General features: G+C 35.2%; 16 protein-coding genes and 1 rRNA gene. 12 read left to right on the top strand and 5 right to left on the bottom strand.

Features of this window, described 5'->3' with window-relative positions:
* The first annotated feature begins 442 nt into the window (after positions 1 to 442).
* From ACNQGN_RS15490 to uvrB, 4 genes are all read left to right on the top strand, one after another.
* A complete protein-coding gene (locus ACNQGN_RS15490) occupies positions 443 to 1,009 on the top strand; it encodes an RNA polymerase sigma factor (RefSeq protein WP_417988732.1) in 567 nt (188 codons plus the stop codon).
* 127 nt (positions 1,010 to 1,136) lie between these two features.
* Entirely contained in the window at positions 1,137 to 2,252 is a 1,116-nt protein-coding gene (locus tag ACNQGN_RS15495) for a FecR family protein (protein WP_417988733.1), read from the top strand.
* A gap of 162 nt (positions 2,253 to 2,414) precedes the next feature.
* Positions 2,415 to 5,819 carry a TonB-dependent receptor gene (locus ACNQGN_RS15500; protein WP_417988734.1) on the top strand — a complete coding sequence of 1,135 codons (3,405 nt, stop codon included), beginning with the start codon at positions 2,415 to 2,417 and terminating at the stop codon, positions 5,817 to 5,819.
* Positions 5,820 to 6,031: 212 nt separating this feature from the next.
* A complete protein-coding gene (gene uvrB, locus ACNQGN_RS15505; RefSeq protein WP_417988735.1) occupies positions 6,032 to 8,023 on the top strand; it encodes an excinuclease ABC subunit UvrB in 1,992 nt (663 codons plus the stop codon).
* On the opposite strand, the gene ACNQGN_RS15510 is transcribed toward uvrB, so the two are convergent.
* Positions 8,020 to 8,421, bottom strand: a complete 402-nt coding sequence (locus ACNQGN_RS15510) for an excinuclease ABC subunit B (RefSeq protein WP_417988736.1) — start codon at positions 8,419 to 8,421, stop codon at positions 8,020 to 8,022. The genes uvrB and ACNQGN_RS15510 overlap by 4 nt on opposite strands.
* Positions 8,422 to 8,474: 53 nt before the next feature.
* Between ACNQGN_RS15510 and ACNQGN_RS15515 the strand changes: the two genes are divergently transcribed.
* From ACNQGN_RS15515 to ACNQGN_RS15535, 5 genes are read left to right on the top strand one after another with little or no spacing between them, the layout of a single operon-like run.
* Entirely contained in the window at positions 8,475 to 9,278 is an 804-nt protein-coding gene (locus tag ACNQGN_RS15515) for an alpha/beta hydrolase (protein WP_417988737.1), read from the top strand.
* 56 nt (positions 9,279 to 9,334) lie between these two features.
* Positions 9,335 to 10,345, top strand: a complete 1,011-nt coding sequence (locus ACNQGN_RS15520) for a dipeptide epimerase (RefSeq protein ID WP_417988738.1) — start codon at positions 9,335 to 9,337, stop codon at positions 10,343 to 10,345.
* Positions 10,346 to 10,352: 7 nt separating this feature from the next.
* Positions 10,353 to 11,390, top strand: a complete 1,038-nt coding sequence (locus ACNQGN_RS15525) for an aminotransferase class I/II-fold pyridoxal phosphate-dependent enzyme (protein WP_417988739.1) — start codon at positions 10,353 to 10,355, stop codon at positions 11,388 to 11,390.
* A 50-nt stretch (positions 11,391 to 11,440) separates the two neighbouring features.
* A complete protein-coding gene (locus ACNQGN_RS15530; RefSeq protein WP_417988740.1) occupies positions 11,441 to 11,905 on the top strand; it encodes a DUF1456 family protein in 465 nt (154 codons plus the stop codon).
* A gap of 2 nt (positions 11,906 to 11,907) precedes the next feature.
* On the top strand, positions 11,908 to 12,564 hold the full coding sequence (locus tag ACNQGN_RS15535) for a Rossmann-fold NAD(P)-binding domain-containing protein (protein WP_417988741.1): 657 nt from the start codon (positions 11,908 to 11,910) through the stop codon (positions 12,562 to 12,564).
* Positions 12,565 to 12,696: 132 nt separating this feature from the next.
* Here the strand turns inward: ACNQGN_RS15535 and ACNQGN_RS15540 are convergent, their stop codons facing one another.
* Together ACNQGN_RS15540 and sucC are read right to left on the bottom strand one after the other, a co-directional pair.
* Positions 12,697 to 14,262: a protein adenylyltransferase SelO gene (locus ACNQGN_RS15540; protein ID WP_417988742.1), complete on the bottom strand. Its 1,566-nt coding sequence runs from the start codon at positions 14,260 to 14,262 to the stop codon at positions 12,697 to 12,699.
* Positions 14,263 to 14,490: 228 nt separating this feature from the next.
* Complete coding sequence (gene sucC / locus ACNQGN_RS15545; RefSeq protein ID WP_417988743.1) at positions 14,491 to 15,684, bottom strand: ADP-forming succinate--CoA ligase subunit beta; 1,194 nt, start codon at positions 15,682 to 15,684, stop codon at positions 14,491 to 14,493.
* A 407-nt stretch (positions 15,685 to 16,091) separates the two neighbouring features.
* Between sucC and gltB the strand changes: the two genes are divergently transcribed.
* The 3 genes from gltB to lysA all read left to right on the top strand — a co-directional run bounded on the left by gltB (position 16,092) and on the right by lysA (position 23,482).
* Positions 16,092 to 20,606: a glutamate synthase large subunit gene (gene gltB / locus ACNQGN_RS15550; RefSeq protein ID WP_417988744.1), complete on the top strand. Its 4,515-nt coding sequence runs from the start codon at positions 16,092 to 16,094 to the stop codon at positions 20,604 to 20,606.
* A gap of 2 nt (positions 20,607 to 20,608) precedes the next feature.
* Positions 20,609 to 22,063 (top strand): glutamate synthase subunit beta, encoded by a 1,455-nt coding sequence (locus ACNQGN_RS15555; protein ID WP_417988745.1) that lies wholly within the window; start codon positions 20,609 to 20,611, stop codon positions 22,061 to 22,063.
* Positions 22,064 to 22,261: 198 nt separating this feature from the next.
* Entirely contained in the window at positions 22,262 to 23,482 is a 1,221-nt protein-coding gene (gene lysA / locus ACNQGN_RS15560) for a diaminopimelate decarboxylase (RefSeq protein ID WP_417988746.1), read from the top strand.
* Positions 23,483 to 23,706: 224 nt separating this feature from the next.
* On the opposite strand, the gene pafA is transcribed toward lysA, so the two are convergent.
* Positions 23,707 to 25,323, bottom strand: a complete 1,617-nt coding sequence (pafA, locus tag ACNQGN_RS15565) for an alkaline phosphatase PafA (protein WP_417988747.1) — start codon at positions 25,321 to 25,323, stop codon at positions 23,707 to 23,709.
* A gap of 179 nt (positions 25,324 to 25,502) precedes the next feature.
* Positions 25,503 to 25,579 (bottom strand): 5S ribosomal RNA (gene rrf, locus ACNQGN_RS18935); the annotation flags it as partial.

Raw genomic sequence — 25,579 nt, forward strand, 5'->3', positions numbered from 1 at the left:
TTTGTTAAGATTCAAATACCGCGGCAATTCCAAACACATAAGGAATATAATTGTGGTCCACTCTTTTTTTGCGATTTACAAGAATTCTATACGTAACACAAGCGTAAAGAAAAAGTCCCATTATTAAATCAATAATTAAAGTCCTAAAAATTTAATTATCTAAAAAAAACATACAACTATTCCCAAGTAGTTGTATTTCTCTATATTTTCAAGACAATAAACACGTTTTAACATATAATTATGTAAATTTGTTCATGAAATTTTAAATAAAACACAAAATATTCTTTTGCTATTCTTAAAACAATCAGCAAAAATTAACTATTATTTAAGCACAAAAACACCACTACTATCCTTTTTTGTTGAAATTTATTCGGCTTCAATAAAAATTATACGCTCATCAAAAATTTGCATTGAAAAGAATTAACTAATCCTGACAAAAATTGTGAAAAGGCAAATACTACATACCCAAATACAAGATGACTCCACCCTTTGGAGCAATCTGAAAAAAGGTGATGAAAAAGCGTTTTCAACACTTTTTAAAAAGCATTACGCTGATTTAGTTCGTTATGGAAATTCGTTTATTCCTTTTCCTGAAAAGGTGCAAGACTGCGTGCAGGATGTTTTTACAGACATTTGGGTGTACCGAAATAAATTAAATGAAGAGGTGATAGTAAAAGCCTATTTGTTGTCAAGTGTTCGTAAACGCATTACGCGGTTACAGGAACGAGATCATATTTTTCGCCTTAGCACTTCAATGGATTCTGTTAAATTTCTCTTTGATTTCTCCATAGAATATCATCTCATTGCCGATGAGATTACCACTGCCAAAGTCTCCCATCTCAACCGCCTAATTAATGCTTTGCCCGCTCGACAAAAAGAGGCCTTATACCTCCGCTACAACCAAAACCTTACTGTAGAGCAAATTGCAACTACCCTTGAGGTTAACTATCAATCTGCAAATAACCTTTTACACCGTGCTTTGCTAAGTCTTCGCAAAGAGTGGAAATAAACATTGCTCTTATTTCACTACTATTTCAAAGTTGCTTTTAGTAAAAAATAAAAGTAAAATAATTGAATTTTAATGAGTATCAAATAAAAAAACTGTCCTCTATAGTATTGTAACCACTTTTTCTTTGATGCAACAACGTAACACTTATACAGAAATAGAAGACTTTTTGTCCGATGAATCATTCCAGTTATGGGTCTGTTTCAAAGACGACCAGCAAGACTGGGAAGAATGGACATTAGAGAATTCTGCACGTGCCAAATTGGTTGAAGAAGCGCGACTATGGTTGTTAGCGATGAAAGTTCCTACTGCCAAACTATCTACTGAGGACGTTCAATATGCGTTGGAAGCTACATGGGAAAAAATTGAAAGGGTAGCAGAAAATAAAAATGTAGTAAACCGATCCCTACTAAAACTTTGGAGAAACGATTGGTTTAGCGGGGTCGCCGCTGTTTTAATTTTAAGTCTTTTATTCGGTTGGTTTTACGACCAACATATCGCTGACACCAATTCGATACTTACTTACAACGAGCTGATTACTGAAAACAATGAAGGTCTGGTTGAACAAACCAATAATTCAGACAAACCTCAAATAATAACCTTATCAGATGGCAGCTCCGTATTATTACAACCCAATAGTAAACTGAGTTATCCTAAAATATTTGTTGGGAATGAGCGAAAAGTTTACCTGTCCGGTGAAGGCTTTTTTGAAATCAGTAAAAACCCAACAAAACCTTTTTTTGTCTTTGCTAATGAAATTGTGACTAAAGTGGTAGGGACAAGTTTTAGAATAAAAGCATACGCCAATCAACCAAATGTAGAAGTGGTAGTTCGTACCGGTAAAGTAAAAGTACGATCTAACCAACGAATAACAAACTCAAAAGAGGAACTGATTGTTCTATTACCGAATCAAGCGCTACGATTTGTACGTCAAAATCTAACTTTTAATAAGATTACTGACATAACTCAAGATAAATCTTTAAGTCATTCTGCAAGTAATATAGAACAATTGGTATTTGAGTTTACTGATATCCCTGTTGCTCAAATCTTCAAAACCATTGAGCAAGCCTATTTGGTTAAAATTGATTTTAATCAAGTAAAATTAAAAGATTGTTATCTCACCACGTCTTTAAGTGATCAGCCGTTACCGGAAAAACTCAAAATTATTTGTAAAAGTCTTGGAAACAATACCAATTATGAAATGAATGGAAACCAAATTATTATTATATCAGATGGATGCAACTAATCTAATTTTGCCTATGAATTAAAGCATAAAAACAAAAAAAGCGCCGAAAATGCTGTAACATTCTCGACGCCTTGAATCAAATCAATTACCGCTCTGTAAAGCGTAATTGGTGCGTTTTCTCAATAACCAAACTAAAGAATATTAATAAAACAAACCAAAATTATGAAAAAAACTGTCCTTAAACAACGACTACTCTTTCGAATCATGAAAATAACCTTATTTCAATTTGTTTTAGCATTTGTCTTTTCAAGTGTTACGATAGCGAATAATATCACAGGGCAAAGAAAACTGGATACAAAGGTAACCGTTACCCTGACTGATTTGAACTTAAATACTGCACTAAACAAACTTGAAAAATTGGCACATGTGAAATTTTCATATAATTCGAGAATGACACAATTGAACCAAAAGGTGACTATTTATGCCAATAATGAGATATTATCTAGTGTACTTACTCGCATTTTAAAACCACTTAAAATTAACTATACTGAAGTAAGCAATCAAATAATATTGCAAAAGGAAGGAAGTCAAAGACTCGGGAATACTGGAGAAGTTAACGCTTCATTAAATGAAACAATAGCTGAAATTATTAAAGGCCGCGTAGTGGATGACAACGGCGAACCTTTACCCGGCGTAACGATTCTTGTAAAAGGAACTGCAAAAGGAACTACAACTGATGGCGATGGGAATTATACAATTAGTGCTGAAATGGGAGATGTTTTACAATTTTCTTATGTGGGATTGGAAACCAAATCAGTAACTGTAACAGGAAGCATTGTAAATGTTACTTTAACAGGAAGCGGTGAAACACTTCAGGATGTTGTTGTAATAGGCTCCCGTAATCCAACGAGAACAGTGACAGAATCTGCCGTACCCATTGACGTGATCAGTATGAAAGAAATTGCTTCACAAGGGGCTCAGGTAAACTTAAATCAAATTTTAAACATGGTTGCGCCATCGTTTACATCAAATACTCAAACTGTAGCGGATGGAACAGATCATATTGATCCTGCACAACTAAGAGGTTTGGGTCCAGATCAGGTATTGGTTTTGGTAAACGGAAAAAGGAGACATACGTCTTCACTAGTAAACATTAATGGATCTCCAGGAAGAGGATCCGTAGGAACGGATTTGAATGCCCTTCCTGCCTTTGCCATAGAAAAAATTGAAGTATTAAGAGACGGTGCTTCTGCGCAATATGGCTCTGATGCTATTGCAGGTGTAATCAATATTAATGTTAAGAAAAACACTAATAAATTAGAAGTAAACCTTTTTGGAGGCGGAAATCTTTCAAAAGGTGCTAATGATCATGACGGTGGTTTTGACGGTGGCAATTACCAATTGGACTTAAACTACGGAACAGGTCTTGGTAAAGAAAAAAGTTTTATCAATGCAACGGCTAGCTTCCAACTTAGAGATGCTACAAGCAGAGCAAAAGATGTTACAGGAACTTTATTTAATGCCTATAATGCGGTGGAACAAAGAGCTGCAGAGGCCGGAACTAATATTAATGCTCTTTTTGGAAACATAACCAATACTCCAAATACGACGCAAATTCTTTCTGATATAAAAACCTATGCTCCACAGGTAGGATATTTCACAGGGGCACAACAAACAGCAATAAGTAACGCGACTAACATCTCCCAAATGCAAACTGCATTGAATTTTGATGCCACAGAAGGAGAATTAGCGTACAGAAGTCTTGAAAGAAAAAATTTCAATATGAGAGTGGGACAATCTTCTTTGAAAAGTGCTCAATTCTTTTTGAATGCTGCTTATCCAATAAATGACAAACTGGAAGCATACGCTTTTGGTGGAACTAGTTTTAGAGATGGAGAAGCTGCAGGTTTTTACAGAAGACCAAATCAAGCCAGATCCTACACGGGATTGTATCCAAACGGATTTTTACCGGAAATACATTCTACAATCAATGACGTCTCAATTGCTGCTGGCCTTCGAGGAATTATATTTGAAAATTGGAATTTTGACTTAAGTAATACTTTTGGAAGAAATGCTTTTGATTATGGTGTCGAAAATACGGTAAACGCCTCTTTGAGGGAAAACTCTCCTACTGAATTTGATGCTGGTGGTTTAGCTTTCGCCCAAAACACCACAAATTTTGATATCAACAGAAAATTTGATGTTCTAAAAGGATTAAACGTTGCTTTTGGTGCTGAGTACCGCCATGAAAACTTCGCTATCAATGCAGGACAGCCGGAATCCTATAATTTATATGACATCAACGGAGGAGTGGTTACTGCATCAACAGCGGCAAACATTAAAGTTACTGACTTTTATGGTGCGGCAAGACCAAATGGTTCACAAGTTTTTCCCGGTTTCAGACCCGCAAATGCAATCGATAAAGACCGTAACAGCGTTGCACTTTATACCGATTTAGAATTAGACGTTACTGACAAATGGCTCGTAAACGGAGCAGTTCGTTTTGAGAACTATTCTGATTTTGGAAACACAACTAATTTCAAATTAGCTACACGTTATAAAGTGACCGATAATATCAATTTACGTGGTGCTATTTCTACTGGATTCAGAGCGCCATCGTTACACCAAATCTATTTCAATTCAACCGCTACACAATTTGTAGGTGGTGTCCCTTTTGAAGTAGGTACCTTTAGTAATGATTCTCAAGCTGCACAATTATTAGGAATTCCTACATTGAAACAAGAGGAATCTCAAAGTGCCAGTATTGGTTTTACAGCTAAAATCCCTGCTGCAAATCTAACCCTGACAGCAGATGCTTATATTGTAAAAATAGACGACCGAGTGGTTCTTACAGACCAATTTTCAAGACCAGGCGGAACTCCTGCAGCCGGAACTCCAAATGCCATTTTAAATGCATTATTTGATACTGCCGGAGCCACTGCAGCAACTTTCTTTGCTAATGCAATTGATACGGAATCAAAAGGAATAGACATTGTAATTAGCCGTAAAACAAGTTTTGGAAATAATATTTCTTTAAAAACAGATTTATCAGGAACCTTTTCTAAAACCTACAGAGTGGGAGAAATTCATGCTTCTCCAGTATTAGAGGCTGCCGGTCAGGTAAACCGCTATTATTCTGAAACTTCCAGAGTGTATTTACAAGAAGCAATACCAAGAGTAAAAGCTAATTTAACGAATTCTGTTACTTATAAAAAATTCGATTTCTTCTTGAGAAATGTTTATTTTGGCAAAGTTACAGATCCAAATACTGCTGATGTAAATGGAGATGGAAGAGTTGAAGGAATAATTGTCAACAACCAGGCCGTAGAAATTGAACATCCGATTTGGGGCGCCAAAATCATTACTGATTTGTCTGTGGGTTTCAAAATTACTGAGGCTGCTAAAATTGTTATTGGAGCTAATAATATTTTTGATATTTTTCCAGATTTTAATCTTGGAACACAAACTGCAATCAGACCGAGATTAGTATCCGGAGCTATCGACTATACTGCCGCTCCTGCAACTATAGATTTATCAAACGCGAATCAATTTGTATACTCAAGAAACGTATCTCAGTTTGGTCAAAACGGTCGTTTTGTTTTTGCCAGATTAAACTTTAGTTTCTAAAAAAATAGGTTGTATTGAAAAGCCATCAACTTTTGTTGATGGTTTTTTTTTGCCGTGATTCAAATGACATCCTCTTTACTATTAAAAGTAACCCTCATAAAGAAAGCTTTAGCTAAAGTTCAACTACAATTACAATCTAAATTAACATCTTCTAAATACGTAAACGATTAAAAATGAATTAACTTTGCAAACTGATATTTTGTCCCAATAAAATGAATTTCCAAGTAGTATCCGATTACCAGCCCAAAGGCGACCAACCACAAGCGATTGAAAAATTAGTTCAAGGGATTGCTGATGGTGATAAATTCCAAACTTTATTAGGAGTTACGGGATCCGGAAAAACATTTACGGTGGCCAATGTAATCCAGGAAATACAAAGACCTACATTAGTTTTAGCACACAACAAAACTTTAGCAGCGCAATTGTATTCGGAATTCAAACAATTCTTCCCCAACAATGCAGTTGAATATTTCGTTTCCTATTACGATTATTACCAGCCGGAAGCTTTTATGCCTGTAACAGGCGTTTTCATTGAAAAGGATTTATCCATCAATGAAGAACTGGAAAAAATGCGAATGTCAACAACTGCTTCATTACTTTCCGGAAGAAGAGATATTTTAGTAGTTGCGTCGGTTTCATGTTTGTATGGTATCGGAAATCCGATAGAATTTCAGAAAAACTTAATTCCGATTGAGAAAGGACAAATCATTTCCCGAACCAAATTATTACATCAACTGGTGCAAAGTTTATATTCCAGAACCGAAGCTGATTTTAACCCTGGAAGCTTCAGGATAAAAGGCGATACAGTGGATGTTTATCCCAGTTATGCAGATGAAGCCTATCGGATCCATTTCTTTGGTGATGAAATCGAGGAAATTGAAAGTTTCGACATCCAGAATTCTAAAGTCCTTGAAAAATTTGATAAACTGACGATTTATCCTGCCAATATGTTTGTGACTTCACCAGATGTTTTGCAAGGAGCTATTTGGGAAATCCAACAGGATTTGGTAAAACAGGTTGATTATTTCAAAGAAATCGGTAAACATCTCGAAGCAAAACGATTGGAAGAACGCACCAATTTTGATTTGGAAATGATTCGTGAACTCGGTTATTGCTCCGGAATTGAAAATTATTCCCGTTACCTTGATGGTCGTTTACCAGGAACCAGACCTTTTTGTTTACTGGATTATTTCCCAAAAGATTACTTAATGGTTGTAGACGAAAGTCATGTAACACTTTCACAAGTTAGTGCTATGTATGGCGGAGACAGAAGCCGAAAAGAAAACTTAGTAGAATATGGTTTCCGACTTCCTGCTGCAATGGATAATCGTCCTTTAAAATTTGAGGAATTTGAAGCAATGCAAAACCAGGTGATCTACGTTTCAGCAACGCCGGCTGACTATGAATTGCAAAAAACCGAAGGTGTAGTTGTAGAGCAAGTGATTCGTCCGACAGGACTATTGGATCCAATTATAGAGATTCGACCAAGTTTAAACCAAATTGATGATTTAATTGAAGAAATTCAGGTTCGGGCAGAAATCGACGAACGCGTTTTGGTGACAACTTTAACCAAAAGAATGGCGGAAGAATTGGCCAAATATTTAACAAAAGTAAATATTCGTTGCCGTTATATCCACTCTGAAGTAGATACATTGGAACGTATTGAAATCATGCAGGATTTGCGGAAAGGGATTTTTGATGTGTTAATTGGAGTTAATTTACTTCGTGAAGGTTTGGATTTACCTGAAGTCTCATTAGTTGCCATACTTGATGCAGACAAAGAAGGTTTTTTGCGAAGCCATCGTTCGCTTACACAAACAATAGGACGTGCTGCAAGAAATCTTAATGGAAAAGCAATCATGTATGCGGACAAAATTACGGCAAGCATGCAAAAAACAATTGACGAAACCAATTATCGCAGAACCAAACAAATTAATTACAATACTGTAAATAATTTAGTGCCTCAAGCGCTAAATAAAAAAATAGAAAGCGCATTTACCAAGAATCCTTTGGCAGATTATGAACTAGGCTATACTGTTTCAACTGCATCCGAACCTGTTACAGAATACCTGTCAAAACCGGATATTGAAAAACGAATTCGTGAAAAACGAAAAAATATGGAAAAAGCTGCAAAAGAACTGGATTTTATGCAAGCTGCCAAATTACGTGATGAAATAAAAGCGTTACAGGGGCAATTGACTTAATTGTGTTGTTCTTGAAAAACAGTCAATAAAACCGCACCGTCAATAATTGCATTTGGTGCTTCCTTCATCAATTTCAAAATACGTTTCGTTGCCATGGGACTTAAACCCATATTGATTGCCATTTGTTGGATCGCTACAGCTTCTTTTTTATGTAAAACCCCATCACTGTGCATTAACAAAGCTAATCTGTAAAATTGCTGAATACGTAAAAACTCTGACTTAATTGGAATCTGTGGTATTTCCTGATGAAACAAATCATTAAAAACATCGGATTCGAAACCCAGCTCATTCGCTACAATTGCCAAAAAATCATATTCTCTCTTATGCAAATGCCCGTCAACTGTAGAAAAAGCAATCATCTCTAAAAGTAAACCTCTCTTTTCTTCGAATGTATTCATCAAATTATTATTTTTAGCTAAAATATTGTTTTTAAATCAAAATACAAAACCTAATGATGCGACGACTGCTATTACTTTTATTCTTCTTTTTTACAGTTACAAAAATAACAGCTCAGGAGAGTACTGCTTCAAAACAAGTTTCTACTTTTACTATCGAAGCGCCGCAACTCAAAATGTCTAAGAAAATTTGGATTTATTTACCTAAAAATTATTCGACCTCAAAAAAGAAATTCCCTGTAATTTATATGCATGATGCGCAAAATTTATTCGATACTAAAACATCCTATAGCGGAGAATGGAATGTCGATGAAAAACTCGACAGTATTAATGCGCAGGTTATTGTAGTAGGAATAGAACACGGAAATGACAAAAGAATCGATGAACTGACGCCTTTTAAAAACGAAAAATATGGCGGTGGAAATGCCGATAATTATTTAGAGTTCATCGTGAAAACGCTAAAGCCTCAAATTGACCAAACTTATCGAACTAAAGCAAAAAAGAAAAACACCTTTATTATGGGAAGTTCACTTGGAGGCCTGGCTTCTTTCTATGCTGTTATAAAATACCCGAAAGTATTTGGGAAAGCGGGTGTTTTTTCTCCTTCGTTTTGGTTTACAAAAGACATTTACATTCTAACTGAAAAATCAGAAAAAATAAAATCAAAAATCTATTTCCTCTGTGGAGATAGTGAAAGTGATGAAATGGTTTCGGACTTGAATAAAATGGAGCATTTACTAAATACAAATAGATGTTCTTGTCTCCATCTGAATACCACTAAAATTGTGAAAGGCGGACAGCACAACGAAAAATTATGGCGCGACGGTTTTGTAAAAGCCCTTTCATGGCTAGGTAATTAAATCGTCCGGCCTTTAAAAATAAACGCATAAATTTTAAACATTAAAATTAAGCCCTGATGCAACTAATCTTACGAGAATACAATCTTAAATTAAAACATACATTTACAATTTCCAGGGAATCAATTGACTTCCAGCCTTCTTTGATTGTAGCATTAAAAAGCGAAGGGTTTTCCGGTTTTGGAGAAGCCACTTCCAATCCCTATTACAAAACAACAGTTCCGGTAATGATGCAGGATTTAGAAAAAATTCGGACCATAATTGAATCCGCAACAGATCAAACTCCCGAAGTTTTCTGGACAAAAATCCATCCATATCTACAACACGACATGTTTGCTTTGTGTGCTTTGGACATGGCATATAATGATCTCTTCGCTCGCAAAAAAGGAAAGAGATTATATGAACTATGGAACTACACCACAGACAAAAATCCATTGACTGACTATACTATTGGCATTGCACCCATCGAAAAAATGGTTGCCAAAATGAAGGAACTGCCTTGGCCTATATATAAAATCAAATTAGGAACCAAGGAAGATATTGCCATTGTGACTGAACTTAGAAAACATACCGACGCCATATTTAGAATTGATGCGAATTGTGGTTGGGACGTCGAAGAAACCATCAATAATGCAATCGCGTTAAAAAAACTAGGCGTAGAATTCTTGGAGCAGCCTATGAAAGCGGACAATTGGGAGGGACATAAAGAAGTTTTCAAGCATTCGGTTTTACCAATAATAGCAGACGAAAGCTGCATAATAGAAGATGACGTATCCAAATGTCACAATCATTTTCATGGAGTAAATATCAAATTGGTAAAATGTGGCGGCCTGACTCCCGGTAGAAGAATGATCCAGGAAGCTAAGAAATTGGGTTTAAAAACCATGGTGGGTTGTATGACCGAATCTACTGTCGGAATTTCTGCAATTGCACATTTATTACCCCAACTGGACTACGTAGATATGGACGGTGCATTACTTTTGGCAGAAGATATAGCAACAGGTGTAACCATAGATTTTGGAAAAATAAACTATTCAAAAGTAAACGGAACCGGCGTAACTTTAATTTAATGCTACAATGAAAGTCAACCAATTTCCGGATCGAATAATTGAAATCGACAATGAAGACTATTTGTATTTTGGAGGAACAGCCTATTTGGGTTTACCAACTCATCCCGAATTTCAAAAACTACTCATCAAAAACATTTTACAATGGGGAACGGCATATGGAAGTTCCAGAAGTGCAAATATTCAACTTACTGCCTATGAAAATGGAGAACGATTTTTAGCCAACTACACAAAAGCAGCTAAAGTTCTCACCGTCTCTTCAGGTGTGTTAGCAGGAAAATTAGTCTCTGAAGTTTTAACATCGCAAGGCAATACCTTTTTTCATTTTCCGGATACACATCCTGCCATCAAAACGTCAAATAGCCTTCCTGTTTTTATTGGAAATAATTTAAACCCACGCTTGTTGGATAGTGCAACGGAAAAAATTACAATTCTAACCGATGCAGTTCCTTCTTTTCATATAAAACCTATCAATCTTTCTATCCTAAATTCCATTCCGCCTACTAAAGAAATTACTTTAGTTATTGACGAATCCCATTCTCTTGGGATTTTGGGAACGAATGGTTGCGGTATTTTTTCGATGATTGATCTTCCTGTTATCAAAAGGAAAATAATGGTGGCGTCATTAGGTAAGGCCTTTGGACTGACAGGAGGTGTTATTGCCAGCGAATCTGATTTTATGAATCAAATGGCAACGAACGATACGTTTGTTTCCAGTGCCGGAATGAATCCTGCATTTGTACAAACCATGGCGGATGCAAAACAAATCTATTTGCAACAGCATCAAAAATTAACAGACAATCTCCACTATGTGGATGCTCATTTAATTAAAAGTAAAGCTGTTCATTTTGACCCAGATTACCCGTTAATTTATCCTGAAATCAAAGGAATAAATAAAATTTTTGCTAATAATAAGATCATCGTAACAAATTTCAAATACCCAACCGACAACAGGGATTTAAATAGAATTGTAATTACTGCCAATCATAAAAAAGAAGATTTGGATAAAATAATTCACATTTTAAACCAAGGCCAATTCGGAATCTAAAATTGCGGTGCAATTGCTTTTTAACCGTACCTTTGTAAAAAATAAAAATGATGACTAACAACGATATCTTTAAAAAACTTCGCGTGGCTTTAATGTTGCGTGACGATCAAATAGTTGAAATATTAGAATTGGTGGATTTTAGAATCACTAAATCAGAATTAGGTGCTTTTTTCCGTGATGAAAAACATGAAAATTATATGGAATGTGGTGACCAGGTGTTGCGTAATTTCCTAAATGGACTGGTAATTCATTTACGCGGAACCAAAGAAAATCCAAAAAATCCAACAGATGTATTAGCCAAACACAAAGCTCAAATTCCTGTAAAAGAGGGAGCTTCAGAAAGAGCTGAATTTAAGGCAAAACCAAAAGATGAAGACAGAGCCAGAGGTGACCAAAAACCTGGTAAATCACCGGCGGCTAAGAAACCTTTCAAAAAACAAAATTCCAAAGGAACTCCAAAAATTCAAGTAGTGGAGAAAGTGAAATTTAATTTCGGCAAGAATAAAAAATCCTAACTGTGAAAACGGCTCTAATTATCGGAAGTACTGGTCTAATTGGCTCAGACCTTTTAAATCTACTTTTAGAAAGTAAAAATTACGATAAAGTAATCACTTTCGTAAAAAGAGATGCCGGAATAATACATCCAAAATTAAAGCAACACATCATTGATTTTGACAAGCCGGAAACCTATAAAGATCTAATCGTTGGAGATGATTTCTTTTGTACCATAGGCACAACTATCAAAAAAGCAGGAAGCAGAAAAGCCTTTAGAAAGGTAGACTTTGAATATCCTCGCCAGTTTGCCGCTTTTGCATTGCAAAATAAAATCAAACAATTTCTGATCATTTCATCCCTTGGTGCAGCTGTAAATTCTTCTAATTTTTATTTGAAAACAAAAGGAGAAATTGAAGATTTTCTTAGAGATTGCAATTTCGAAAGCGTTTCTGTACTGCAACCTTCACTCCTATTAGGAAATCGAACAGAATTTAGATTAGGAGAAAAAATAGGTGCTTTTTTTATGAAAACACTTTCCTTCTCCTTTCTTGGAAATTTAAAAAAATACAGACCAATTGAAAGCAAAACCGTAGCTAAGGCACTTTTGACTATTGCAGCAAGAAACACTAAAGGTTTTACACTATATGAATCGGATGCGATTCAAGAAATCGGAAAATAAATGAGCAGTTAGAGAGGCTGCTCTCCCGCCCTCAATGTCATTCCATCTTACAATAATAATAGCAAAAGCCTGAACTCACATTCAGGCTTTGTTTTGTCATAAAAAAATTCAATGCAATTTTAAAAGGTAGTTTTAAGAGCTACAGCTTAACATAGAGCATCCAACTTTATCTCTGGCCCAATCCGGTCGTTTGGCAAACCATTTTTGAAAATTTGGTTGTTCGTCGTAAGGATGTTTAAGCATTTCAAACATTTCATTTAGCAAAGTGTAGTCACCTTTATCAGCGTCATCAATACACAATTGTGCCATATAATTTCGCAACACATATTTAGGGTTTATTACATTCATTTGTGCTTTTCGTTCAGGATCTAAAAGCGTTTCCTGATTAATTCGAATACCATAGTTCTCAAACCAGCCATGCCAATCTTTCAATACCGTTTCATTCAAATCCTTTTCATTATAAAAAGCATTTTTTATGGTATTGAAAGCTGTTACTGCGGTATCTTCTCTAGTAACATTACTCAGATTTCTAAAGAAAATGGTCATGTCTGTTTCTATCCTCTCCAGCAATTGCGTCAGGGACTCAATTAAACCAGCATCCTCTTCTTTTTTGATTTGAAGGCCCAGTTTGCTTCGCATCATATCCAAATACTCCCGTTCAAAATCAGTACTAAAAGCATTCAAAATAGTTTCAAGAGGTTTGGCATCCTGAATTAAAGGATACAAAGCATTCGCCAATTGATACAAATTCCATAGCGCAATTTCAGGTTGATTTCCAAAACGGTATCTTTTATGCTGCCTATCTGTTGTATTTGGTGTCCAACCGGAATTATAATCTTCCAACCAGCCGTATGGACCGTAATCAATAGTAATGCCGTGAATGGACATATTATCGGTATTCATCACTCCATGAACAAAACCAACGCGTTGCCAGTGCACAATCATGTTGCGTGTTGTTTGGGTTACTTCCTGAAAAAAGTCCAGATACTTCCCGATACCTTCACCTTGAATATGAGGAAAATGATGTTTAATCGTGAAATCCGTTAATAATTTGAGATTAACATAATCTTTTCGAGAAGAAAACAATTCAAAACTTCCGAAACGAATAAAAGAAGGGGCTACTCTACAAACAATTGCTCCTTTTTCATAGGCAGGATTTCCATTATACAATACATCACGTAATACCTGATCACCGGACAGAATTAATGAAAGCGAGCGTGTTGTCGGAACACCCAAATAATGCATCGCTTCGGCACACAAATGCTCTCGTATAGAAGAGCGTAAAACAGCAAAACCATCCGCTGTTCTGGAATATGGTGTGGGCCCTGCTCCTTTTAGTTGCAAAGTATACGTAGCAGCATCATGAACAACTTCCATTAGATTAATGGCCCGCCCATCTCCTAATTGCCCTGCCCAGTTACCAAATTGATGTCCGGCATAAGGCAATGCAAAGGGCTTTGTTTCCGGATAAACGCTACTCCCTGAAAAAGTATTTAAAAAATCAGTTGAAAGTATATCTTCAGGAGAAAGACCAATGGCCTTTGCTACTTCAACTGAAGCATGTATTAGGGAAGGATTTGAAGGTTTTTTGGGTAATACATAGGAATAACAAGCTTGCTCAACCTGCCTAGGCATGTTACTTTCATTGGGGTCAGCAGGCAACTCGGTTATAAAATAATTTTGCAAATGAAGTTTCATATCTTTAAAAAGAATTAAATATAAAATCTGAAAACAGTATACTATAAAGGTATTTCATATCCCAGATTAAATTCAGCGCTTATGATACTTTTAATTTATAACTAAGATTATTTTATTTATAAGCATTAAAAACTCAATTTACACTTGGATACCAATACAGGTTTACTAGGCAAAAAAAAATCCTGAGCAATTTCACTCAGGATTTTTTTAATATATAACTATTTCTAATTAAGAAAGTGCTGCTTTTACTTGGTCTGCTGCTTCTTGGAATTCAACAGCAGATAAAATTGGCATTCCTGAATTATCAATTAATTCTTTTGCAATAGCTGCATTTGTACCTTGTAAACGAACAATAATCGGCACTTTTATAGCATCACCCATATTTTTGTAAGCATCAACAACACCTTGCGCCACACGGTCACAACGAACGATTCCACCAAAAATATTAATCAAAATTGCTTTTACATTTTGATCTTTTAAGATAATACGAAATGCAGTTTCAACACGTTTTGCGTCAGCAGTTCCACCTACGTCAAGGAAGTTTGCAGGCTCGAAACCAGCATACTTAATTAAATCCATAGTTGCCATAGCTAAACCAGCTCCATTTACCATACATCCTACTGTACCGTCAAGATCAACATAGTTTAAACCAACTTCTTTTGCTTCAACTTCGATTGGATTTTCCTCACGAACGTCACGCATATCAGCATATTTCTTTTGTCTGTATAAAGCATTATCATCGATATTTACTTTAGCATCTACAGCCATGATTTTATTATCAGATGTTTTTAAAACTGGGTTAATTTCAAACATTGAAGCATCAGAACCAATATATGCATTGTATAAAGAGTCGATAAATTTTACCATTTCTTTGAAAGCATTTCCAGAAAGACCTAGGTTAAAAGCAATTCTTCTTGCTTGAAAACCTTGCAATCCAACAGAAGGATCAATTTCTTCAGTAAAAATTAAATGTGGTGTGTGTTCAGCAACTTCTTCAATATCCATTCCACCTTCAGTAGAATACATAATCATGTTACGACCTGTCGCTCTGTTCAATAAAACAGAAACATAAAACTCAGAAGTTTCACTTTCACCAGGATAATAAACATCTTCAGCAATTAAAACTTTGTGTACTTTTTTACCTTCAGCAGAAGTTTGAGGAGTTATCAATTGCATTCCTATGATTTGTTCTGCAATTTCCTCCACTTGTTGTAAGTTTTTGGCAAGCTTAACCCCACCACCTTTACCACGTCCACCTGCGTGAACTTGGGCTTTTACAACATACCAACTTGTACCTGTTTCGGTAGTTAATTGTTTTGCAGCAGCAACCGCTTCTACTGGACTATTAGCAACGATTCCGCGCTGAATGCGAACTCCGTAGCTAGCTAAAATCTCTTTACCTTGATATTCGTGTATGTTCATAATATAGAATTTGTCTGGATTCTGAATTTATTTCAGAATAAAAGTGGCACAAAAATAGCAAAATTAAACTTAACTGTTATTTTTTTTTTAATTTTATATGGGCACTGAATCTGAATATTTTCAACTCGCAATAACGGATATCTAAATTGAAATAATATAAAAAATAACAAACATTTTGTTATAATTCTAAAAGAGAAATCATCAGTAAAATAATTCTTTCAAAATTATTGACTTAATGCCTTTTAATCGGTTTTCTTTTTGTCGAAAAATCAATTGAAATGTATTTAAATACAATTATTGTGATTTATAGTACCTTTTTCTACTATTACTGTAAAAATACACCCATTTTGGCTTTTACACTCATTATATGTTACTAAATCTTTAATTTTGTAAAAAAAATATTAAGCATGAAAGTTAAAGAACAAGGCCTTTATTTGCCCGAATTTGAACATGATAATTGTGGCGCAGGATTTATTTGTAATTTGAATGGAATTAAGTCTAATGATATTATCCATAAAGCACTCGATATCTTAATAAAGCTAGAGCATCGTGGAGCTGTAAGTGCAGATGGAAGAACAGGAGATGGAGCAGGAATCTTATTTGACATCCCTCATATATTTTTTAAGAAAGTATGTGATTTTGAAATCCCAGAAGCAAGACAATATGCAGTAGGGATGGTTTTTATGCCAAAAAGTGTAAACCAGGTCGCTTTTTGTAAAACAACTTTTGAGGAGTCTATACGCAATCAGAATCTAGAAATTCTAGGATGGAGAGACGTGCCAGTAGATGTTTCTAATTTAGGAGAAATTGCTGCCGAAAAAGAACCAACCGTAAAACAAGTATTTGTTGGTAAAAATGGATTGGACCTTACGGAACAACAATTTAACGCCAAAATGTTTGCTGCAAGAAAAATTGCAGAACACACTATAAGAAATTCAAGAACTTCAGAAAGTCATATGTTCTATTTCTCCAGTTTTTCAACAACTACCATTATATATAAAGGTCTGTTGATGCCGGAAGATATTAGCCGTTATTATACTGATTTATCGGACGACGACTTGGTGACCAGACTCGCTTTAGTTCACCAGCGATTTTCAACGAACACCTTCCCATCATGGGAATTGGCTCAGCCATTCCGTTACATGTGTCACAATGGAGAAATCAATACTTTACGTGGTAACATTAGCAGAATGCGTGCTCGTGAAGAATTGATGCAAAGTGATGTTTTTGGTGATGATTTGAAAAAATTATTTCCTATTATATTAGAAGGAAAATCAGATTCAGCTTCCATGGATATGGTTGTCGAACTGTTATTGATGACTGGTCGTTCTTTACCAGAAGCAATGATGATGGTTGTTCCTGAAGCATGGGAAAAACACCAAACAATGTCAGAAGAGAAAAAAGCATTTTACGAATATAATGCTTGTATTATGGAACCTTGGGACGGTCCAGCTTCTATTCCTTTTACAGATGGTAACGTTATTGGTGCATTATTAGATAGAAATGGTTTACGACCTTCTCGTTATACATTGACAAAAAGCGGTTTCGTAATTATGTCTTCAGAAATTGGTGTCCTTGATATCAAACCAGAAGATGTGGTGCAACATGGTCGTTTAGAGCCAGGAAAAATGTTTTTGGTTGACATGAACGAGGGCAGAATCATTGAAGATGATGAGATAAAAAATGCTGTCGCTACCAAACGTCCGTATAAAAAATGGCTAGATGAGAATTTATTGCAATTAGCTCAAATTCCGTATACCAATAATCCAATACCAACTGAAAATATTGACTTTGCAACAAGACAACGTCTCTTTGGTTACACAATTGAGGATTTAAAAACAATAATAAACCCAATGGGAGCTCAAGGTAATGAAGCTTTAAGCTCTATGGGTAACGATACTCCGTTAGCGGTTCTATCAGATCAACCACAACTTTTATATAACTATTTCAAGCAATTATTTGCTCAAGTTACCAACCCACCACTGGATGGTATACGTGAAGAAATCATTACTGATATTAGTTTAGCAATTGGTGGTGATTTTAACATATTTGATATTGTTCCAAAGCATTGTAAAAAATTAAAAATTCAAAATCCAGTTATTTCTAATGAGGATTTAGATAAAATAAGAAATATTGATCATGCTGATTTTAAATCGGTAACAATTTCTACTTTATACGATATCGAAAAAGGAGTAAATGGGTTGGAACGCGCTTTGGAGAGAGCGGTTCAGGCTACTTTTAAAGCTGTTTCAGAAGGATGTAATATTGTAATTATTTCCGATAGAGGCGTAAGTGATAAAATGGCTCCAATACCAATGTTGCTGGCTTGTTCTTATATTCATCATTCCTTAAATATTTTAAAGGTTCGCTCGAAATTTGGAATCATAATTGAATCTGCTGAACCACGTGAACCACATCATTTCGCATTATTATTTGGTTATGGCGCAAGTGCAATAAATCCTTACATGGTGAATGAAATCATTCATGACCAAGTTAACCAAGGTTTTATTACTGGTGTAAAAGCGGACTATGCAATTAAAAATTACAATAAAGCGATTGCAAAAGGAATCCTTAAAATCATGAATAAAATTGGTATCTCTACTTTACATTCGTATAGAGCTGCTCAAATTTTTGAAATTTTAGGATTAAATAAAACATTCACTTCTAAATACTTCCCTTACACACCTTCCAGAATCGAAGGAATTGGGTTAATCGAAGTAGAAAAAGAAATCAAAAAAAGGTATCAAAAAGCTTTCCCAAATTCAAAAGTGGCCAATTTATTGTCACTTGAAATTGGAGGAATCTACAGATGGAGAAGAACTGGTGAAAAACACATGTTCAATCCAACTACAATTTCTAAATTACAACAAGCTGTACGATTAAACAGTCCGGAAAGTTATAAGGAATACTCCGATATGGTTAATGACCAGAGTAAAAACCTAATGACTATTAGAGGTCTGTTTGAATTCAATAATTTGGATCCAATTTCTATTGACGAAGTAGAGCCTTGGACAGAAATTGTAAAAAAATTCAAAACTGGAGCCATGTCTTATGGGTCTATCAGTCAGGAAGCGCATGAAAATCTGGCAATTGCCATGAACAGAATTGGTGGAAAAAGTAATTCTGGAGAAGGTGGGGAAGATTCTAAACGTTTCCAAAAAGACTTAAATGGAGATTCTAGAAATAGTGCTATTAAACAAGTAGCTTCCGGAAGATTTGGTGTCTCAATCAATTATTTGACAAATGCCAAAGAAATTCAAATAAAAATGGCTCAAGGTGCAAAACCAGGAGAAGGTGGTCAATTACCAGGAGAGAAAGTGGTGCCGTGGATTGCAAAAGTTAGAAACTCAACTCCTTATGTTGGACTAATTTCTCCTCCTCCACACCACGATATTTACTCCATTGAAGATTTATCACAGTTAATTTTTGATTTAAAAAATGCCAATCGTGAAGCTCGTATTAACGTTAAATTAGTTTCTGAAGTTGGTGTTGGAACTATCGCTGCCGGTGTTGCTAAAGCAAAAGCCGATGTGATCTTGATATCAGGATACGATGGAGGAACTGGTGCTGCACCATTAACGTCACTACAACATACAGGTATTCCATGGGAACTTGGACTTGCCGAAGCACAACAAACTTTAATCTTAAATGATTTAAGAAGCCGTGTGGTTTTAGAATGTGACGGGCAATTAAAAACAGGACGTGATGTAGCTATTGCTGCTTTACTTGGAGCTGAAGAATTTGGTTTCGCCACAGCACCGTTAGTAGCCTCTGGTTGTATTATGATGAGAGCATGTCACCTGAACACCTGTCCAGTTGGTATCGCTACACAGGATCCTGAATTGAGAAAAAACTTCAAAGGAACTCCGGAGCACATCATTAACTTTATGTATTTTATTGCTGAAGAGTTAAGAGAGATAATGGCGCAACTAGGATTTAGAACACTAAAAGAAATGGTGGGACAATCTCAAAAATTAAATGTCAACAAAGCCATCAAACATTACAAAGCAAGTGGATTAGATTTATCTACTATTTTATATAAACCGGAGAAAGCTAAAATAGTTCCAAATCATAATACTACTGTACAAGATCATGCATTAGATAATGTACTTGATTTTGAAATTATAAAAGCGGCTATACCTTCTATATATAGAAAAGAAAAAACAAGAGTTACTTTTGACATCAAAAATACAGATCGTTCAGTTGGAGCTATATTGAGTAATGAAATTTCAAAAATATATGGTGCCCAAGGTTTGCCTGAGGACACAATATTAGTAGACTTTACAGGTTCTGCTGGACAAAGTTTTGGTGCATTTGCAACCAATGGCTTGTCATTCAAAATTCATGGAAACTGTAATGATTATTTAGGTAAAGGACTTTCAGGAGGTAAATTAATTATCAAAGTCCCTCCTACTGCAACATTCAAACCAGAAGAAAACATCATCATTGGTAACGTTGCGTTATACGGAGCAATTACCGGTGAAGCCTATATCAACGGTATGGCTGGAGAACGTTTCTGTGTAAGAAATTCCGGAGCAACAGCAGTTGTTGAAGGAATCGGAGATCACGGATGTGAATATATGACTGGTGGAACTGTAGTGGTTCTAGGAAAAACCGGAAGAAATTTCGCTGCTGGTATGAGTGGTGGTATTGCTTATGTTTTTGATCCAAATAAAAAATTCGACGCTACCGTATGTAATATGGAAATGGTTGCTTTTGAAACGCTGGAAGATGAGGATATAACTAAACTGAGACGTTTAATTAAAAATCATTCTATGTATACAAATAGTCCTTTGGCAAAAAGAATTTTGGAAGATTGGGAAAATCAACAAAAACACTTTATTAAAGTGATGCCAACAGATTACAAAAAAGCATTGAAAAGATTAGCAGAAGAAAAGCAAATAGAAGAACTAATAGCATAGTCATGGGTAAGATAGGTGGATTTAAAGAATATAGTAGAACTGACGAAAATAATATAGCTGTTGTAGAACGTGTATCAAACTATAATGAGTTTACAATTCCGTTAGCAAAAGATAAAATAAAAGAACAAGGTTCAAGATGCATGGATTGTGGTATTCCTTTTTGCCATAGTGCTTGTCCATTAGGAAATTTAATTCCTGATTTCAATGACATGGTGCATCAGGAAGAATGGGAAAGTGCATTGGAGATTTTGCAATCAACAAACAATTTTCCTGAATTTACAGGCAGATTGTGTCCGGCTCCATGTGAAAAATCATGTGTATTGGGTATAATCAGTGAACCAGTTGCTATTGAAAATATTGAAAAAAATATTATCGAAAGAGGTTTCGCAGAGGGATGGATAAAACCACAAATTCCAGCAACAAGAACAGGTAAGACGGTAGCTGTCATAGGCTCTGGTCCTGCTGGTTTAGCGGCTGCACAACAATTAAATCGTGCAGGACATACCGTTACCGTTTTTGAAAGAGACAATGCAATTGGTGGATTATTACGTTACGGGATTCCAAATTTCAAATTAGAAAAAGGAATTATCGACAGACGTGTTGCGATTTTAGAAGCAGAAGGGATTGTTTTTAAAACAAATGTAAACGTAGGTGTAAATTTCAGCATTGAAGAATTAAATTCTTTTGACTCAATCGTATTATGTGGTGGTGCAACTGAAAAGAGAAGCCTACCAACAAAAGGAATTGAAAGCAAAGGAGTTGTTCAGGCAATGGACTTTTTAACGCAACAAACTAAAGTATTATACGGAGAATCAATTCCAGATCAAATCAAAGCAACCGGTAAAGATGTTATCGTTATTGGTGGTGGTGATACCGGTTCTGATTGTGTTGGAACTTCAAACAGACACGGTGCAAAATCGGTTACTAACTTTGAAATTTTACCAAAACCACCGGTTAGCAGAAGTGAGACTACTCCTTGGCCTTTTTGGCCTTTACAATTAAAAACTTCCTCTTCTCATGAAGAAGGTTGTGATAGAAACTGGTTAATTAATACCAAAGAATTCATCTCGAACGAAAAAGGAGAATTAACAGGGTTAAAAACTGTTGAAGTGGCTTGGAAAATGACACCGGGACAAAGACCTGAATTAATTGAAAAAGCAGGCTCAGAAAAAATCTGGCCTTGCGATTTAGCTTTACTGGCTTTAGGTTTTACAGGTCCGGAAAAAACATTAAGTGACCAATTAGGATTGGAAGTTGATTTTAGAAGCAATTATAAAGCAACAAATTATCAAACAAATATCCCGCATATATTTACTGCTGGTGACATGAGAAGAGGTCAATCCCTAATTGTTTGGGCAATATCTGAAGGTCGTGAAGCGGCAAGAGAGGTAGATAACTATCTAATGGGTTTTACCAATTTACCAACTAAAGGTAACGGTGACTTACCAAGTTTATAATAATAATAATACATAGGTTTTAATAATCCCTTGATACAATAACTATCAAGGGATTTTTATTTTAACAATAGTTATAAAAAACTATAAAAGCACATTATTTGTTTGAATTATAACATTTTGTTATAATTTGTTAAAACACGCGTTTTTATTTGTTTGTATTGATAAAGAATAATAAATTTGCCTAAAAATAGAACCAAAATGCAAGGAAAAGACTTATTACAATTAGCAGAGCAATTCGGTAGCCCGTTATATGTTTATGACGCTGAAAAAATACAATCTCAATACAATAGATTAACAAAAGCTTTTTCAAAAGTAGATAAGTTACGTATTAATTATGCAATGAAGGCACTTTCAAATGTAGCCATACTTCAATTACTAAAAGAAATGGGATCTGGTTTAGACACTGTATCTATTCAAGAAGTATTGTTAGGACTTCATGCAGGATATGAGCCCGAAAAAATATTCTATACTCCAAATGGCGTTTCCTTGGAAGAAATTGAAGAAGTTTCTGCCATGGGGGTTCAAATAAATATCGATAACTTATCCATATTAGAGCAATTTGGCACAAAATACCCATCAGTACCTGTTTGTATTAGAATAAATCCTCACGTAATGGCAGGAGGAAATGCAAATATATCAGTCGGTCATATTGATAGTAAATTTGGTATTTCTGTTCACCAATTACCACATTTGGTTCGTATTGTTGAAAACACAAAAATGAATATTGTAGGTATTCACATGCATACCGGTTCCGATATTCTTGATATTGAAGTATTTTTATATGCAGCGGAAATCTTATTTGATGCGGCAAAAAACTTCAAGAATCTTGAATTTCTTGACTTTGGAAGTGGATTTAAAGTACCCTACAAAAAGGATGATATCGAAACTGATATTGAAGAATTAGGAAAGAAACTTTCAAAAAGATTCAATGCTTTTTGTTCAGAATATGGTAAGGAATTGACATTAATTTTTGAGCCTGGCAAATTTTTAGTAAGTGAAGCCGGTTTCTTTCTCGCAAAAGTTAATGTGGTAAAACAAACTACATCAACCGTTTTTGCAGGAATAGATAGTGGTTTTAATCACTTAATAAGACCAATGTTTTATGGTTCGCAACATCATATTGAAAACATATCACACCCAAAAGGGAAAGAACGTTTTTATTCGGTAGTAGGCTATATTTGTGAAACAGATACTTTTGCCAATAACAGGAGAATTACTGAAATAAAAGAAGGTGATATTTTATGTTTTAGAAATGCCGGAGCCTATTGTTTCTCTATGGCATCAAATTATAATTCAAGATACAAACCAGCAGAAGTATTGTGGTTAAAAGGTGAAGGACATTTAATCCGAACGCACGAAACCTTTGAAGATTTACTAAAAAATCAAATTCCTTTGCCATTAGCAATGGCAACAGTTTAAAATACAAATCCCATCTCACTTCCAATTAGATGGGATTTCTTTTTATAAACGGTCTCTCCTGAAAACGCACCTCCAAACACAAATCCAGGTTCACATTCAACAGATTCCACTGATCGATAAAACGACCTTTAGCGCCAACAAAACACGATTTGAAGAGCATTAAAAAAACAAAAATCCCGCCTTAGCGGGATTTTCTGTTTCAAAAGATACTTGAATTATAATATTTATTTATTATCTAAAAGAGAATCCAATACTTCAGACTCTGTTCCATTTGGAAATGTAATTTTTAACATCTGTGAAAGCGTAGGAGCTATTTGTGTAATGTACTTTTTAGCATGCAATTCTCCCTTTGGTACTTTATACCCATAAAAAAGTAATGGAACATGCGTATCATAACTATTGGGAGATCCATGTGTGGTTCCTGTATTCTGATATTGCATATACCCCGCTTTGTCCAGTACAACAAGCTCACCATTTTGTTTAGGATCATAACCTTTAGAAATACAACTTAAGAAATAGTCATCACCTGAAGAAGCTAAAATCTCCTCTTCTGTATATACCCTTTTCACTTGGTCTTGCAACATTAAAAAAGATGCAAAACTCTCTTTTACTTTTGTCAATTCTAAGCCTTTCTTTTTTATAACCTCTTTATTGAAAAAAAGATTAAAATTAGAATAATCCAATAGTAAATTTACTCCGAAAGTGTCTTCAGAGTGTTTTTTCAATGCTTTAACAATATCAGTTGAGGAGACATTTGCCACATTGTATTTATTATCTTTCATATAATTGGAGTTTTCTGCTCCGGCATGATCAGCAGTTAGAAAAAGCAAATAATTATCTTTCCCAACCGTTTTGTCCAGGTAAGTTAAAAACACCGCCAAAGTCTGGTCCAAACGTAAATACGTATCTTGTAACTCTATAGAACGCGGTCCAAAGGTGTGACCTACATAATCTGTCGAAGAAAAACTAACTGTCAGAAAATCCGTAATATCGTCTTTTCCCAACTCTTCCTTTTCTATTGCTTTCATGGCTAATTCAGCCAAAATATCATTCCCAAAAGGGGTTGTGCGCAAAATATCTGCCCCTTTTTCTTTATAAATAGTACTTAAATCATATGGAAAAATAGGTGCTTTTCTTTTATCTAATTTTCCTTCATATGGATTATCATCAGAAAGACTTTCATTATAAGTTGCAACCGGTTTCAATAAATCCCAACCTTTGTTAATATAATTCATATACCGCTTTTCCTGATTGAATTCAGTTACCCAATTTGGCAATGCAGGACCATAAAAAGTACTGGAAATAAAAGCCCCTGTTTTACTATACCAAAAAGCCCAATTGGCAAAATGACCCGCTGGTAATATAGCTCCTCGATCTTTTATGCTCATACCGATTACTTTTCCTTTAAAATTAGTCGCCATTCTTAACTCATCAGTGATAGTGGTACTCAGTAAGTTTTTAGGAGACATTGCCCCCTCCTTCTCTGTACCATCACCTATTGTTTTAACGGAAGCATCATCAGTACAATACATATCTTTTCCTGTAGCTTTATTAAACCAATCATTCCCAACAATACCGTGAGTAGAAGGTGTTGTCCCTGTATAAATACTAGCATGTCCCGGCGCAGTATAAGTAGGTGCATAATTGTAATGCATATTATGAAATGTATAACCATTATCCATGATTCTTTTAAAACCATTAGACGAAAAATCTTCTGAAAACCGATATAGGTATTCCATTTTCATTTGATCCACTACGACACCTATCACTAATTTAGGTCGTTGCTGAGATTGGGAGTTTAAAGACATAATCACTGCCAAAAACAAGATAATTTTTTTCATATTATACTATTATATTTAAAACAAAAATACAACATAATGTTTGATTCAACCATGAACAAATTCTTAAGGATCTTAAATTAATCTAATCTTAATATACTAAAACATGAGATACTGGGGACTTTAAAAAAGGTATAAACAAAAAAAAATCCTCATCAAATGAATGATGAGGATTCTTTAAAGAAAGGCGACGACATACTCTCCCACATAACTGCAGTACCATCTGCGCAGGCGGGCTTAACTACTCTGTTCGGGATGG

Origin of the sequence: Flavobacterium rhamnosi, assembly GCF_048286515.1 — a bacterium.
Lineage (GTDB): Bacteria > Bacteroidota > Bacteroidia > Flavobacteriales > Flavobacteriaceae > Flavobacterium.